The organism is Streptomyces sp. DT2A-34 (assembly GCF_030499515.1).
Classification (GTDB): Bacteria; Actinomycetota; Actinomycetes; order Streptomycetales; family Streptomycetaceae; genus Streptomyces.
The window spans coordinates 1,052,403-1,067,742 of record NZ_JASTWJ010000001.1 but is presented as its reverse complement, the minus strand read 5'-3'; the positions used below and the strand labels follow the sequence as shown (position 1 = coordinate 1,067,742).

The 15,340-nt window shown below is 70.6% G+C and carries 11 protein-coding genes; 9 read left to right on the top strand and 2 right to left on the bottom strand.

Features of this window, described 5'->3' with window-relative positions:
- Window positions 1-22: 22 nt before the first annotated feature.
- From QQM39_RS04565 to QQM39_RS04550, 4 genes are all read left to right on the top strand, one after another.
- Complete coding sequence (locus tag QQM39_RS04565) at window positions 23-1,237, top strand: acetyl-CoA C-acetyltransferase (RefSeq protein WP_301995336.1); 1,215 nt, start codon at window positions 23-25, stop codon at window positions 1,235-1,237.
- Between the two features lie 50 nt (window positions 1,238-1,287).
- A complete protein-coding gene (locus QQM39_RS04560; RefSeq protein WP_301995335.1) occupies window positions 1,288-3,462 on the top strand; it encodes a 3-hydroxyacyl-CoA dehydrogenase NAD-binding domain-containing protein in 2,175 nt (724 codons plus the stop codon).
- A 360-nt stretch (window positions 3,463-3,822) separates the two neighbouring features.
- Window positions 3,823-5,451, top strand: a complete 1,629-nt coding sequence (locus QQM39_RS04555; protein ID WP_301995334.1) for a thiamine pyrophosphate-binding protein — start codon at window positions 3,823-3,825, stop codon at window positions 5,449-5,451.
- Window positions 5,452-5,805: 354 nt separating this feature from the next.
- Window positions 5,806-6,216 (top strand): hypothetical protein, encoded by a 411-nt coding sequence (locus QQM39_RS04550; protein WP_301995333.1) that lies wholly within the window; start codon window positions 5,806-5,808, stop codon window positions 6,214-6,216.
- Window positions 6,217-6,375: 159 nt separating this feature from the next.
- Here QQM39_RS04550 and QQM39_RS04545 read toward each other — a convergent pair whose 3' ends face one another.
- A complete protein-coding gene (locus QQM39_RS04545; protein WP_301995332.1) occupies window positions 6,376-7,137 on the bottom strand; it encodes a MerR family transcriptional regulator in 762 nt (253 codons plus the stop codon).
- Between the two features lie 232 nt (window positions 7,138-7,369).
- Between QQM39_RS04545 and QQM39_RS04540 the strand changes: the two genes are divergently transcribed.
- From QQM39_RS04540 to QQM39_RS04530, 3 genes are read left to right on the top strand one after another with little or no spacing between them, the layout of a single operon-like run.
- The gene (locus QQM39_RS04540; RefSeq protein WP_301995331.1) at window positions 7,370-8,836 is read left to right on the top strand and encodes an amino acid permease; all 1,467 of its coding nucleotides are present in this window, start codon (window positions 7,370-7,372) and stop codon (window positions 8,834-8,836) included.
- A 46-nt stretch (window positions 8,837-8,882) separates the two neighbouring features.
- Window positions 8,883-9,371, top strand: a complete 489-nt coding sequence (locus QQM39_RS04535) for a macro domain-containing protein (protein ID WP_301995330.1) — start codon at window positions 8,883-8,885, stop codon at window positions 9,369-9,371.
- Window positions 9,368-10,288, top strand: coding sequence for an adenosine kinase (locus QQM39_RS04530; RefSeq protein WP_301995329.1), 921 nt, complete (start codon window positions 9,368-9,370; stop codon window positions 10,286-10,288). The genes QQM39_RS04535 and QQM39_RS04530 overlap by 4 nt, the downstream gene beginning before the upstream one ends.
- Before the next feature lie 56 nt (window positions 10,289-10,344).
- Here QQM39_RS04530 and QQM39_RS04525 read toward each other — a convergent pair whose 3' ends face one another.
- Window positions 10,345-11,859 carry a M1 family metallopeptidase gene (locus QQM39_RS04525; protein WP_301995328.1) on the bottom strand — a complete coding sequence of 505 codons (1,515 nt, stop codon included), beginning with the start codon at window positions 11,857-11,859 and terminating at the stop codon, window positions 10,345-10,347.
- Between the two features lie 208 nt (window positions 11,860-12,067).
- On the opposite strand from QQM39_RS04525, the gene QQM39_RS04520 reads away from it, so the two are divergent.
- Together QQM39_RS04520 and QQM39_RS04515 are read left to right on the top strand one after the other, a co-directional pair.
- Window positions 12,068-14,026 carry a Xaa-Pro dipeptidyl-peptidase gene (locus tag QQM39_RS04520; RefSeq protein WP_301995327.1) on the top strand — a complete coding sequence of 653 codons (1,959 nt, stop codon included), beginning with the start codon at window positions 12,068-12,070 and terminating at the stop codon, window positions 14,024-14,026.
- The gene (locus QQM39_RS04515; RefSeq protein WP_301995326.1) at window positions 14,023-15,282 is read left to right on the top strand and encodes a M14 family metallocarboxypeptidase; all 1,260 of its coding nucleotides are present in this window, start codon (window positions 14,023-14,025) and stop codon (window positions 15,280-15,282) included. Before QQM39_RS04520 ends, QQM39_RS04515 begins: the two co-directional genes overlap by 4 nt.
- Window positions 15,283-15,340 lie beyond the last annotated feature (58 nt).

Genomic DNA, 15,340 nt, shown 5'->3' with positions numbered 1-15,340 from the left:
CTCACCCTCGAAAGGCTTACCAGTGAGCACCGAAGCGTACGTGTACGACGCGATCCGCACCCCGCGCGGCCGCGGCAAGGCGAACGGCGCCCTGCACGGCACCAAGCCGATCGACCTGGTCGTCGGCCTCATCCACGAGCTCCGCGACCGCTTCCCCAGCCTGGACCCGGCCGCGATCGACGACATCGTGCTGGGTGTCGTCGGACCGGTCGGCGACCAGGGCTCCGACATCGCCCGCATCGCCGCGATCGCCGCCGGACTGCCGGACACCGTCGCGGGCGTACAGGAGAACCGCTTCTGCGCGTCGGGCCTGGAGGCCGTGAACATGGCCGCCGCCAAGGTCCGTTCGGGCTTCGAGGACCTGGTCCTCGCGGGCGGCGTGGAGTCCATGTCCCGGGTGCCGATGGCCTCGGACGGCGGCGCCTGGTTCAACGACCCGATGACCAACCTCGCCGTCAACTTCGTGCCCCAGGGCATCGGCGCCGACCTGATCGCCACCATCGAGGGCTTCTCGCGCCGCGACGTCGACGAGTACGCGGCCCTCTCCCAGGAGCGGGCGGCGACGGCCTGGAAGGAGGGCCGCTTCGACCGCTCCGTCGTCCCGGTCAAGGACCGCAGCGGCCTCGTCGTCCTCGACCACGACGAGCACCTGCGCCCGGGCACCACCGCCGACTCCCTCGCCAAGCTGAAGCCCTCCTTCGCCGACATCGGTGACCTCGGCGGCTTCGACGCCGTGGCGCTGCAGAAGTACCACTGGGTCGAGAAGATCGACCACGTCCACCACGCGGGCAACTCCTCCGGCATCGTCGACGGCGCCTCGCTGGTCGCCATCGGCACCAAGGAGGTCGGCGAGCGCTACGGCCTCACGCCGCGCGCGCGGATCGTCTCCGCCGCCGTCTCCGGCTCCGAGCCCACCATCATGCTCACCGGCCCCGCGCCCGCCACCCGCAAGGCCCTCGCCAAGGCCGGACTGACCATCGACGACATCGACCTCGTCGAGATCAACGAGGCCTTCGCCGCCGTCGTGCTGCGCTTCGTGAAGGACATGGGCCTCTCGCTGGACAAGGTCAACGTCAACGGCGGCGCGATCGCCCTCGGTCACCCGCTCGGCGCGACCGGCGCGATGATCCTCGGCTCGCTCGTCGACGAACTGGAGCGCCAGGACAAGCGGTACGGCCTCGCGACCCTCTGTGTCGGCGGCGGCATGGGCATCGCCACCATCGTCGAGCGCGTCTGATCCCCGGCGCGATCAGCGGTACACCAACAGACTTCAACGGAGACCCTGTCATGACACAGAGCACCACCATCCGCTGGGAACAGGACCGCGCCGGCGTCGTCACCCTCGTCCTCGACGACCCCCACCAGTCCGCGAACACCATGAACCAGGCGTTCCGCGACTCCCTCGCCGTGATCACCGACCGCCTGGAGGCCGAGAAGGACACCATCCGCGGTGTCATCATCACCTCCGCCAAGAAGACCTTCTTCGCCGGCGGCGACCTGCGCGACCTGATCCGGGTCACCCCCGAGACCGCGCGGGAACTGTTCGACGGCGGCATGGAGATCAAGCGCCACCTGCGCCGTATCGAGACCCTGGGCAAGCCGGTCGTCGCCGCGATGAACGGCGCGGCCCTGGGCGGCGGCTACGAGATCGCCCTCGCCTGCCACCACCGCATCGCCCTCGACGCGCCCGGCTCCAAGATCGGCTGCCCCGAGGTCACCCTCGGCCTGCTGCCGGGCGGAGGCGGCGTCGTACGCACCGTCCGTCTCCTCGGCATCGCCGACGCGCTCCTGAAGGTCCTCCTCCAGGGCACCCAGTACAACCCGCAGCGCGCCCTGCAGAACGGCCTGATCGACGACGTGGCCGCCACCCAGGAGGAACTGCTCGCCAAGGCCCGCGCCTTCATCGAGGCCCACCCCGAATCGCAGCAGCCCTGGGACAAGCCGGGCTACCGGATCCCCGGCGGCACACCCGCCAACCCCAAGTTCGCGGCGAACCTGCCCGCCTTCCCGGCCAGCCTGCGCAAGCAGACGAACGGCGCCCCCTACCCGGCCCCGCGCAACATCCTCGCGGCCGCTGTCGAGGGCTCGCAGGTCGACTTCGAGACGGCACAGGTCATCGAGGCGCGCTACTTCGTGGAGCTGGCGGCGGGCCAGACCTCCAAGAACATGATCCAGGCGTTCTTCTTCGACCTCCAGGCCGTCAACTCCGGCGCCAACCGTCCCCAGGGCATCGAGCCGCGCAAGGTCCGCAAGGTCGCCGTCCTGGGCGCCGGGATGATGGGCGCGGGCATCGCCTACTCGTGCGCCCGCGCGGGCATCGAGGTGGTCCTCAAGGACGTGTCGCTCGAAGCCGCGGTCAAGGGCAAGGGCTACTCGGAGAAGTTGTGCGCGAAGGCGGTCTCCAGGGGCCGTACGACGCAGGAGAAGGCCGACGCGCTGCTGGCGCGCATCACGCCGACGGCCGACCCCCAGGGCGTGGCCGGCTGTGACGCGGTCATCGAGGCGGTCTTCGAGAACCCGGAGCTCAAGCACAAGGTGTTCCAGGAGATCCAGGACATCGTCGCGCCGGACGCGCTGCTGTGCTCCAACACCTCGACCCTGCCCATCACGGCGCTCGCCGAGGGCGTCGAGCGCCAGACGGACTTCATCGGCCTCCACTTCTTCTCCCCGGTCGACAAGATGCCGCTCGTCGAGATCATCAAGGGCGAGCGCACGGGGGAGGAGGCGCTGGCCCGCGCCTTCGACCTGGTCCGCCAGATCAACAAGACGCCCATCGTCGTCAACGACTCCCGCGGCTTCTTCACCTCCCGCGTCATCGGCCACTTCATCAACGAGGGCGTCGCGATGGTCGGCGAGGGCATCGAGCCCGCGTCGGTCGAACAGGCGGCGGCCCAGGCGGGCTACCCCGCCAAGGTCCTCTCCCTGATGGACGAACTGACGCTCACGCTGCCGCGCAAGATCCGGGGCGAGTCCAAGCGGGCCGTGGAGGAGGCGGGCGGCACCTGGACGTCCCACCCCGCCGAGGCCGTCATCGACCGCATGGTCGACGAGTTCGGCCGCACGGGGCGCAGCGGGGGTGCCGGCTTCTACGACTACGACGCGGACGGCAAGCGGACGGCTCTGTGGCCGGGCCTGCGCGAGCACTTCACGCGCGAGGGCGCGCAGATCCCCTTCCGGGACATGCAGGAACGCATGCTGTTCTCCGAGGCGCTCGACACGGTCAGGCTCCTGGAAGAGGGCGTCCTGACGTCGGTCGCCGACGCCAACATCGGCTCCGTCTTCGGCATCGGCTTCCCCGGCTGGACGGGTGGCGTGCTGCAGTACATCAACGGCTACGAGGGCGGCCTACCCGGCTTCGTGGCACGCGCGCGTGAGCTGGCGGAGCGGTACGGGGACCGGTTCACGCCGCCGGCGTTGCTGGTGGAGAAGGCGGGGAAGGGGGAGGGGTTCGGGGACGGGTGACGCCGGGGGTGGGGGTGGGTTTCGCCCCCGCCGCCCCTACCCGTCCCATCCCTGGGGGCCTGCGGCCCCCAGACCCCCGCTTCGGCCCTGAACGGGCCTCGTCCTCAAACGCCGGACGGGCTGAGTACGTCAGCCCCTCCGGCGTTTGAGGAGCGGGGGTCCAGGGGGCAGAGCCCCCTGGGAACGGGGTCGAAGGGGCGGAGCCCCTGGGGACGGGACGGGTAGGGGCGGCGGGGGCGAGGAACCGCCCGGCGCTCACCCCCGCGTACCGCTGAGCGACACGCCCTCTTGCCCCCACCCCACCGCCCCCCGACACTGACCGGCGACCCCCTCCAGGCCCCGCCCCCCCCGAGGAGCCCCATGGGAACCCGCCCCGCCCTCGCCCTCCTGGACATCCTGCGCGGCGAGGGCGTGGACCGCGTCTTCGGCAACCCGGGCACCACCGAACTGCCGTTCCTCGCCGCCCTGTCGGAGACCGACGATGCCCCCGAATACGTCCTCGGCGTCCACGAGGGCGCCGTGGTCTCCATGGCCGACGGCTACGCCCGCGGCACCGGCCGCCCCGCCTTCGTAAGCCTGCACATAGCGGCCGGCCTGGCCAACGGCCTGATCGGCCTGCTCAACGCCCGCCGCTCCCGCACCCCCCTCGTGGTGACGGCCGGCCAGCAGGACCGCCGCCACCTCCAGCAGGACCCGATGCTCTCGGGCGACCTGACGGGCCTCGCGGCCCCCGCGGTGAAGGCGACCTTCGACGTCCAGCACGCCCGCGACCTCCCACTCGCCCTGCGCCGCGCCTTCGCGCTCGCCGTACGGCCGCCCGCAGGGCCGGTGTTCCTCTCCGTCCCGATGGACCTCCTCGCCGAGGACACCGAGATCGAGGTCCCGGCCCGTACCCCCACACCCGCACCGGGACCGGCCCCGGGCCTGGAACGCGCCGCGCTCCTGCTCGGCGACGCCACCCGCCCGGCGATCGTCGCGGGCGACGGCGTGGGCCGCGAGGACGCCCTCGGCGCGCTCATACGCACCGCGGAGGCCTGCGGCGCCACCGTCCACCACCAGCCGATGGCCGACTACCTGAACTTCCCGACCACGCACCCCCTCCACGCCGGGATGCTGCCCCCGCGCCACGACGCCATCCGCACCGCGCTCGCCGCGTACGACACCGTACTGATCGCCGGCGCGCACGCCTTCACTCCGCACCACTACACCCCCGGCCCCGCCCTGCCGCCCGGCCTGACCGTCGTACAACTCGACTCCGACCCGGACGAGATCGGCCGCAACTTCCCCGCCGACACCGGACTCGTCGGCGCCCTCGCCCCCTCCCTGCACCGCCTCGCCGAACTGCTCCGTGACCGCGTCCCCGGCCACACCGCCAAGTCCCGCATCCTGCGGGCGGGCGAACGGCACGCCGCCGACCGCGACCGTGCCGAGTCCGCGGCCCGCGCCGCCTACTCCCGGGCCCCGCTCGCCCCCTGGGCCGCCGCCCACGCCGTGGCCCGGGGCCTGCCGCCCGACGCCGTGGTCGTCGAAGAGGCCATCACCGTCGGCCTGTTGTTACGCCGCCTGGTACGCCTGGACCGCCCCGGCAGCTACACCCACACCGTCGGCGGCGGCCTCGGCTGGGGCATCGGTGCCGCCGTGGGCCGCGCGCTCGCCGAACCCGGCCGGCCCGTGGTCGCCGTCCTGGGCGACGGCTGCACACTGTTCGGCCTGCAGGGCCTGTGGAGCGCCGCCCGGCAGTCCGCCCCCGTCCTGTTCGTGGTGATGAGCAACGGCGCCTACCGCACCGTCCAGGACACCTACCAGTCGATGGGCGGCCAGGGCGTCTGCCCGGGCACCGAGCTGGGGCAACTCGACTTCACCCAGGCCGCGGGCTTCTTCGGCGTCGACGCGGTACGGGCGCAGAGCGCGACCCATCTGCGCGAACTGGTCGCCGGTGCGGGGAGGTTGACCCGGCCGCTCCTGGTCGACGTGCCGCTGCGATCGTGACGGCGACTCACACGCAAACCGCGCCGGAGACGCACGCACGCCGCCGACTCACAGCGACCCGCACCGGCTGATCGGCGAACTGGTCCGGCTCGGCCTGGTCGAGCGCACGAGAACGTGCACCTGGCCGTCCCGGACGGCACCGACACCCTGTCCTCGCCCTCGCCCTGATCCGGGCCCGCGGCTACGGCGTCAACCTGGAGGAGGCCGAGGTCGGCGTCCCGGCCGTGACCAGGGGTTTCAAGGATCGTCCAAGGTCTGCGCAAAGCAGCGTCCCTAGCTTCATGGACGCAAGGTTCGTGGATGAATCCGAGAAGCTCGACCGGGAGGCAGGGACGTATGCGTACGAAGCTCATCATGCGATCACTCGGAGTGGTCGCCGCCGGGGCCGCACTGACCGTCGGAGTTTCCGCGGGAACCGCCAACGCGGCTTCGAGCTGGAACCTCCAGTACACGCAGGGCGACCTCGTGGGTGCTCACGCTTGGGGCACCGTCAGCCTCTCCGGCGGTCGGTACTACGTCAAGGTGAACATCCGCGACACGAAGGCCGACTCGCACGGTGCGCGCGTGTACCTGCGTGCCACGTACCAGGACGGGTGGGGCGGCGACAGGACCGAGTACCTCTCCGCCTCGGGGTCGGGCGCGGAGAACAGCTACACATGGAACTTCGACGACACCGTGTCATGGTTCGAGGCCAAGGAGTGCCTCACGGAACGGGGCAGCGACTGGGACTGCGCCGACTACAGCAAGATCTATGGAAGCCCGTGATCGCGGACGTGTGACGGTGTGAACCTGTGCGGGTCCGCTCCGGAGGCGGAGTGGACCCGTCGGCGCACCGCCACCGCCGAGCGCACGGTCGGCGCGTACGGCGGCTTCGAGTACGTCCGTGACCGGCAGGCCTTCCTGACCGGGCAGACCCTCGACGTGTCAGGCGGATCCGCGTTCCTCCGCCATGCCGGCCAGCCACTCCCTCAGCTCCTCCCTGAGCGATCGCTGAAAGGTCGTCAACAGAGCCTGCACCACCAGCGGTTGCATGTGCGCGGAGAGGGACTTCACGTCCTGCGCCGCGCGTTCGGACACCTCGCCGCGGAAGAGCCGCGACAGTTCGTGCGCGGCGGCGCGTGAGTGCTCGATGAGGACCTTGCGCGCGGCGAGTATCGCTTCCTGCGACAGGGGCACGTCCAGCAGCCCGACCGCCAGCCGCAGCAGCCCGAGGTCGACGCGGTAGGAGCCGGAGCCGGAGCCGGAGTCGGAGCCGTCCGCTTCCCCGCCCCCGCCCCCGGCCTCGACCACTCCCATCGCGACCAGCCGCTCCACGTCGTCGTCGCCGAGCGCCCGCCCCGCCCGCCGCTCCAACTCCGCCCGTGTCACCGTCTCCACGGCCTCCGGCGCCCAGGACGCCACCACGGCCCGGTGAACGGCGAGGTCATGGGCGTCCAGATCGGGTGGCAGCTGCTGCAGATACCGTTCGATGGCCGCCAGCGTCATGCCCTGCTGCTGCAACTCCTCGATGAGCGCCAGCCGGGCCAGATGCTCGTGCCCGTACCGTCCCACTCTGCGCGGACCGATCACCGGGGGCGGCAGCAGCCCCTTGGTGCCGTAGAACCGCACCGTGCGGACCGTCACACCCGCCCGCGCGGCCAGTTCGTCGATCGTGAGGGTCGGTCCCTCGGTGGTGTCGGTCGTCATATGCAGCAGTATCGCTGTCTCACCAGCGCTGTGACACCTCCCGCGACCCACCTCACGACGACGCGGGACCGCCGTGTGAGAAGTAACGCTCTGTGACATACGCCACCGCGTGAGCCGCGCCCCCTGGGGGAAGGTGACCCCTTGGTCTGCGCCTTTAGCGAGGGCGCAGGCCATACGTACGTCCGGACACCCGAGCGTGACCCGCTCGAGCGCACCAGAGAGTGGTACCCCCGTGAGCAAGGACGCCGTGAACACGGCAGTGGCCGCACCCCGTACCGACGCGGCCTCGATGCCCGCGGACGCGGGCGACGCCGGTTACAGCAAGGACCTCAAGGCCCGCCACGTCAACATGATCGCCATCGGCGGGGCCATCGGCACCGGCCTCTTCCTCGGCGCCGGCGGTCGCCTCCACAACGCGGGCCCGGCGCTGGCGATCGCCTACCTGATCTGTGGCATCTTCGCCTTCTTCGTCGTCCGCGCCCTCGGCGAGCTCGTGCTCTACCGCCCCTCGTCCGGCTCCTTCGTGTCGTACGCGCGCGAGTTCCTCGGCGAGAAGGGCGCCTATGTCGCCGGCTGGATGTACTTCCTGAACTGGTCGACGACCGGCATCGCCGACATCACCGCGATCGCGCTCTACACGCACTACTGGAGCATGTTCACCGACATCCCGCAGTGGGTGCTGGCCCTGGCCGCCCTCGCGGTGGTCCTGGCCGTGAACCTGATCTCGGTGAAGATCTTCGGCGAGATGGAGTTCTGGTTCGCGATCATCAAGGTCGCCACGCTGGTCGCCTTCATGTTTGTCGGCATCTTCCTGCTGGCCACCCAGCACAAGGTCGGCGGCCAGACCCCCGGCCTGGACGTGATCACCGACAACGGCGGCGTCTTCCCGCACGGCCTGATGCCCGTCGTCCTGGTCATGCAGGGCGTGATCTTCGCGTACGCCGCGCTGGAGCTGGTCGGCGTCGCCGCGGGCGAGACCGCCGAGCCGGAGAAGGTCGTCCCGCGCGCGGTGAACTCGATCATGTGGCGCGTCGGCCTGTTCTACGTCGGCTCGGTCGTCCTCCTCGCCCTGCTCCTCCCCGGCTCGGTCTACTCGGCCGACGAGAGCCCCTTCGTCACGGTCCTGTCGAAGATCGGCGTCGAGGGCGCGGGCGACGTGATGAACCTGGTGGTCCTGACGGCGGCGATGTCCTCCCTCAACTCCGGCCTGTACTCCACCGGCCGCATCCTGCGCTCGATGGCGATGGCGGGTTCGGCGCCCAGGTTCACGGCCCGCATGAACCGCAGCCAGGTCCCCTACGGCGGCATCCTGCTCACCTGCGCGGTGTGCGTCCTCGGCGTCGGCCTGAACTACCTCATGCCCAGCCAGGCCTTCGAGATCGTGCTGAACGTCGCCTCCCTCGGCATCATCTCGACCTGGGTGATCATCATGGTCTGCCACCTGGTCTTCGTCCGCCGCGCCAAGGCGGGCCTGGTCACCCGGCCGAGCTTCCGCCTCCCCGGCAGCCCGGTCACCGAGATCGTCACGATCACCTTCCTGCTGTCCGTGCTCGCCCTGATGTGGAACGACCCCGAGGTCGGCCGTAAGACCCTCCTCCTCATCCCCGTCATCGCGCTGATGCTGATCGGCGGCTGGTTCGCGATCCGCCGCCGGGTGGCGAAGGCGGGGGACCGGGAGCTGGCCGACCTCACGAAGTAGGAAGTAATCGGAGGCTGTTGTCAGTGGCGGGCTCTACGGTGGAGTCATGTCGGAGATCACGTATGTCCGGGGTGACGCCACCGTTCCGTCGGTGAAGGGCGTCAAGGTGATCGCCCATGTCTGCAACGACATCGGGGGATGGGGAAAGGGCTTCGTCCTGGCCGTGTCACGCCGCTGGCCACAGCCGGAGGCGGCCTACCGGGCTTGGCACCGCGACCGCGCGTCGAACGACTTCGGGCTGGGTGCCGCCCAGTTCGTGCAGGTCGGGCCGTATGTATGGGTGGCGAACCTGGTCGGGCAACGGGGGATACGCACGGGCAGCAAGGGCGTTCCGGTCCGGTACGAGGCGATCGACGCGGCGCTGGGAAGGCTGGCCGAGAAGGCCACGGAGCTTGGCGCGTCGGTTCACATGCCCCGGACAGGGTGCGGGTTGGCCGGCGGCAAGTGGTCCCGCGTCGAGCCGCTGATCATCGAGCGGCTGGTGCGACAGGGGATCGCCGTCACCGTCTACGACCATGGGGAGGGCGCGAGTTGAGCCGCGACATCGACGTGCTCGTGTTGGGCGGTGCAGGCGTGGACACCATCGTGTACGTCCCCGAGCTGCCCCTCCCGTACGCCGACAGCTACATGATCGACAGCGGGATCCGTACCCGCGCCGGTCAGACCGGGGATTTCGTGGCCGCCGCCCTGAGCGGCCTGGGCCTGCGCACCCACCACCTCGACTTCCTCGGCGACGACCCCGAGGGCGACCTCGTCCGAGCCCTGCACCGCGAGCACGGCATCGCCCTCACCGCGATCCCGCAGCCGGCCGGCACCAAGCGCGCCGTCAACCTGGTCGGGCCGGACGGACGGCGGCTGTCCCTGTACGACACCAGCAGGGCACACGCGGACGACCGGTTCCCCGAAGACACGCTGCGGACCCTCGCCGCCGCCGGCCGTCACGCGCATGTGTCGATCACCCACCCGTGCGCCGAGGCCCTGCCCGTCCTCCGCGAGGCCGGCGTCACACTCTCCACCGACCTCCACAACTGGGACGGGGAGAACCCGTACCACGAGCCGTTCGCGTACACGGCCGACGTGGTGTTCCTCTCCGCGACCGCCCTGACCGACCCGGAGCGGACCATGCGCCGCATCGCCGAGCGGGGAAGAGCCGAGGTGGTCGTCGCCACCGCCGGAGCGGAGGGCGCGTACCTCCTGACCGACGGCGTGCTCACGCACGTTCCCACGGTGGCCCCGCCGGCGCCGGTGGTCGACTCCAACGGCGCCGGCGACGCCTTCGCGGCCGCCTACCTCTACGGCATGCTGTCCGGCGAGCCACCGCACCGATGCGCTGTGTACGGCGCGGTGGCCGGCGCCCACGCCTGCACGGTGCCGTCGACGCACACGGACGCGATAGGCCGGGACGAACTCCTCGAGCGTGCGGCCTCGTTCGAGGCCCTCCAGGGCCCGTAGACCCTCCAGGCCCTGTAGGTCCCCCACGCCAGGTAGGCCCCCAGGCCCCTAGTCCGTCAGTGCTCGCCCTCATGCCCGTGGTCGTGCACGCCGTTCGTAGCCGCGATCTTCTTCCAGGACTTCGGCTGCACCGGGTCCGTGGCCGACCGGGCGATGGACGCACTGTGCGCCGCCGGAGCGCCCGGCTTCGACGGCTGGAACAGCCACGTGTCGAAGAGCGCCGCCAGCGGCTTCCCCGACACCTCCTCGGCGTACCGCTGGAAGTCGGCCACCGAGGCGTTGCCGTAGGCGTACTTCTGCGGCCAGCCCTTGAGAATGGCGAAGAACGCCTCGTCCCCGATCTCGTTGCGCAGCGCCTGCAGGGTCAGCGCGCCCCGGTCGTAGACCGCGATGTGGAACTGGTTCTCCGGCCCGGGGTCACCGGGCTTGACCGCCCAGAACGGATCGTCGGCCGGATGCGAGGCGTACACGTAGTCGGCGATCTCTTGCGCCGTCCCCTCACCCTCGTGCTCCGACCACAGCCACTGCGCGTACCGCGCGAAGCCCTCGTTGACCCAGATGTCCTTCCAGTCCTTGACCGACACGTCGTCGCCGTACCACTGGTGGGCCAGCTCATGCACGACCACGGAGACGTTCGACCCGCTCGCGAACTGGCGGGGACTGTAGAAGGGCCGGGTCTGGGTCTCCAGGGCGTACCCGACGGAGGGGGTGTTGGGTACGTACCCGCCGAGCGCGTTGTAGGGATAGGGCCCGAAGTACTCGGTCAGCCAGTCGGCGATCTCCCCGGTCCGCTCGATGCTCGCCCGCGCCGCACCGGCGGTGTCGCCGAGGTCCTTGCTGTAGGCGTTGATGACCGGAATCCCACTCTCGGACGTGCCGGTCGTGACGTCGAACCTGCCGGCCGCGAACGTGGCGAGGTAGGTGGCCTGCGGCTTGTTGGAGCGCCAGTTGTAGCGGGTCCAGCCGGCCCGCGAACTCGTCGACTGCAACGTGCCGTTGGAGATGAACTGGGTGCTGTCCGGCACCTGCACCGACACGTCGAAGGTCGCCTTGTCGCGCGGGTGGTCATTGCTGGGGAACCACCACCAGGCGCCCTCGGGCTCGCCCGCGGCGACCCCGCCGTCCGCAGTGCGCAGCCACGCGTTGAAGCCGTACGCCTCCTTCCACGACGGCACCCCGCGGTAGCGCACGACCACGGTGACGGCCGTGCCCTTGGCCAGCGGTTTCGCCGGCGTGATCTCCAACTCGTGCTCGCCCGACGTCGCGAACGACGCCTTCGCGCCGTTGACCCGGACCTCGCTGACGTCCAGCAGAAAGTCCAGATTGAAGCGGGACAGATCCTGCGTGGTCTTCGCCAGCAGGGTCGCCGTACCCGCCAACTCGTCCGTGGCCGGCTGGTACTTCAGCCGGAGGTCGTAGTGGGAGACGTCGTATCCGCCATTGCCGTACGCCGGGTAGTAGGGGTCGCCGATGCCCGGAGCGCCGGGGGAGTGGCTCGCGGCCGACGCCGGGATCGCCAGCATCAAAGAGGCGGCTGCGAGTGCGCCCGGCGCCATGATTCTGCGGTGCACGAAAGCTCCAAGTCGTAGGGGCCCGAAGTCTGTCCGGAGCCTATTCACCACCTGTGTCCCCGGTGTGTCCATGACCACTGCTGTCACACAATCGCCATTCGGCCGACATGAGCCGACCCGCCCCAGGGACGTTTATCGGCCACAAGGGACCTCATGGGTCATCAGTCCCCCTCTTCTGCACGGGAGTTGACCGATGTACCGTCCGCGCATGCCGATACGCACGCGCTTCACGATCTGGAGACCGCTCGCGACGGTGGCCACCGCTGCCCTGATGGCCACGTTCCTGACCCCCGCGACGGCGCACGCCGCCCCGCGGGAGAGCAGACCCGTCTACTCGTACGAGAACGCCATCCGCGAGGCCGTATGGGTGGACACCGGACTCGACCACGACCGCGACGGAAAGACCGACCGGGTCGCCGTCGACATCGTCCGGCCCCAAGAGGCGGCCCAGCAGGGCCGCAAGATACCCGTCATCATGGACGCCAGCCCGTACTACTCGTGCTGCGGGCGAGGCAACGAGGGCCAGAAGAAGACGTACGACGCGAACGGCGACGTCGTCCAGATGCCGCTGTTCTACGACAACTACTTCGTGCCCCGCGGCTACGCCTTCGTCGGCGTCGACCTCGCCGGCACCAACCGCTCCGACGGCTGCGTGGACGTCGGCGGCCGCTCCGACGTCCTCTCCGCGAAGGCCGTCGTCGACTGGCTGAACGGCCGCGCGAAGGCGTACACGACCCGCACCGGCACCACCAAGGCCAAAGCGACGTGGACCAACGGCCGCACCGGAATGATCGGCAAGAGCTGGGACGGCACCATAGCCAACGGCGTCGCCGCCACCGGCGTCGAGGGCCTGAGGACCATCGTCCCGATCAGCGCCATCTCCTCCTGGTACGATTACTACTTCCAGCAGGGCGCCCCGCTGTACGACTCCGGCCCCGACTGGCTCTCCGACGACGTCGACAGCCCCGACGCGCGTGCCAAGTGCGGCGCCGTCCAGCAGATGCTCGTCGACGGGGCCCCGCGCACCGGCGACTGGACGCCCCTGTGGACCGAGCGCGACTACGTGAAGGACGCGCGCAAGGTCAGGGCGAGCGTCTTCCTGATCCACGGCATGCAGGACCTCAACGTCCGCATGAAGCACGTCGGCCAGTGGTGGGACGCCCTGGCGAAGAACGGCGTCGAGCGCAAGATCTGGCTCTCCCAGACCGGCCACGTCGACCCCTTCGACTTCCGCCGTGCCGCATGGGTGGAGACCCTGCACCGCTGGTTCGACCACGAACTCCTCGGCTACGACAACGGCATCGACCGTGAACCGATGGCCGACATCGAGCGCCACCCCGACCAGTGGGTCACCTCCAAGGCCTGGCCGCCGCGCGGCACCGACACCACCACCCTGCGCCCCGCCAAGGGCACCCAGGCCGGCGTCGGCACCCTCGGCCTGCGCAAGGGCAACGGCACCGAGACCTTCACCGACGACCCGCAGCACAGCGAGACCGACTGGGCCGCGCACATCGACCGGTCCACCCCCGACAAGGCGGGCTTCGTGACCAAGCCGCTCACCCGCGACCTGCGCCTGTCCGGCTCCTCCGAGGTCACCGTCACCGCGACCCCGACCACCTCGACGGCCCACCTCTCCGCCGTCCTGGTCGACCTCGGCCCCGACACCGTCCGCGACTACGCGACGAGCGGCGAGGGCATCACCACGCTCACCGACCGCACCTGCTGGGGCGTCAGCACCACCGGCGACAGCGCCTGCTTCAAGGAGACCGCGGCCAAGACCGCCGACGTCGACTACACGGTCGTCAGCCGCGGCTGGGCCGACCTGGGGAACTACGCCTCGGACATGAAGGGCGTACCGCTGACGCCGGGCAAGCCTTACACCATCACTCTCGACCTGGCGGCCACCGACCACGTGGTCCCGGCGGGCCACCGCCTCGCCCTGATCATCGCCGGTACGGACAAGGACCTGATCGATCCTCCGTCGACCACGCCAACCCTCACGCTCGACCTCTCCCGTACGAAAGCCCGCGTCCCGCTGGTCGGCGGCGCCCCCGCGTTCGCACGCGCCACCACGGGCTCCGTATCCGCAGCCCCCGAGACCGCGCCCCTCGACGGCGTGACCACCGCACCCCGCAGCATCCACCGCATCCCGGAGGGAGGCCAGTGACCCGCATCCGAACCGTCACCGTCGTCGCGGCGGCCCTCGCCGCATCCCTCGTCGCCGCACCGGCCCACGCCGCCGACACCCCGCCCCGCACCGGCTTCGAACAGTCGAACGGCGCCAGATGGACCGGGGAATCCGAGGAGCAGGCCTTCCTCGCGGCCGTCGACAAGGCGAGCGACCGGGTCTCCATCGCCCGCATCGGTACGACGAAACAGGGCCGCCCGCTCCAACTGGTCCGCATCGGCACCAGCCCCACCCCGAACAAGGTGCTGCTCATCTGCAGCCAGCACGGCGACGAACCCTCCGGCCGCGAGGCCTGTCTGTCCACCGTCCGCGACCTGGCGTACGCGAAGGACCGGCAGACCCGGCGCTTCCTGGAGCGCACCACCCTGCTGGTCGTGCCCACCGCCAACCCCGACGGCCGGGTCGCCGACACCCGCGGCAACAGCGACGGCGTGGACATCAACCGCGACCACATCGCCCTGCAGACCGCCGAGGGCCGCGCCGTGGCCGCGGTCATCCGCGACCAGCGCCCCGACGTCGTCTACGACCTGCACGAGTATGGCGCCACACCCCCGTACTACGACAAGGACCTGTTCGACCTGTGGCCCCGCAACCTCAACACGGACACCCACGTCCACGACGAGGCACAGGCCCTGTCCCAGTCGTACGTGCGCCCCGCCGCGACGGGCGCCGGTTACTCGACCGGCACGTACGGCATCTGGACCGACCCGGTCACGGGCGAACCGATCCGGCAGGTCGCCGGTGACGGCCAGGAACGCATCCTGCGGAACATGTCCGGCATCAAGCACTCGGTGGGCCTGCTCATCGAGAGCCGCGTCGACCCGCTCACCGACGAGGAGAAGGCCGACGAGGCGCTGAACAACCGGCGCCGGGTGAGCTCCCAACTCTCGGCGCTGGACGGCCTGTTCGAGTTCACCGACGCTCGCCGTGGCCGGATCGAGGCGGCGACCGGGACGGCCCGGCTCGCCGGCTACGCCGACACCGGCCCCGCCTACCTCGGCGGCGCCGACAACGACCCGCCCGAGCCCGCCGAGGTGATCCAGGACCCGCCCTGCGGATACCGGCTCACCACCGACCAGTACACGCAGGTGAAGGACGAACTGGCCCTGCACGGAGTGAAGACCCGCGGTACCTACGTCCCGCTCCGCCAATCCCTGCGCGCCCTCGTCCCGCTGCTCCTCGACGAGCGCGCCCCCTATCACCTCACGGCAGGTGAGCCCGACACCGACTGCTGAAACGGTCGAGATCGACGGGATCTGTGGTAGGTCCTGGGAGACGACGTGGAACCGGCGT

Coding starts and splice junctions, on each gene's coding strand:
- QQM39_RS04560 (WP_301995335.1), top strand. CDS start 1,288: ATGACACAGAGCACCACCATCCGCTGGGAACAGGACCGCGCCGGCGTC.
- QQM39_RS04555 (WP_301995334.1), top strand. CDS start 3,823: ATGGGAACCCGCCCCGCCCTCGCCCTCCTGGACATCCTGCGCGGCGAG.
- QQM39_RS04550 (WP_301995333.1), top strand. CDS start 5,806: ATGCGATCACTCGGAGTGGTCGCCGCCGGGGCCGCACTGACCGTCGGA.
- QQM39_RS04545 (WP_301995332.1), bottom strand. CDS start 7,137: ATGACGACCGACACCACCGAGGGACCGACCCTCACGATCGACGAACTG.
- QQM39_RS04535 (WP_301995330.1), top strand. CDS start 8,883: ATGTCGGAGATCACGTATGTCCGGGGTGACGCCACCGTTCCGTCGGTG.
- QQM39_RS04520 (WP_301995327.1), top strand. CDS start 12,068: ATGCCGATACGCACGCGCTTCACGATCTGGAGACCGCTCGCGACGGTG.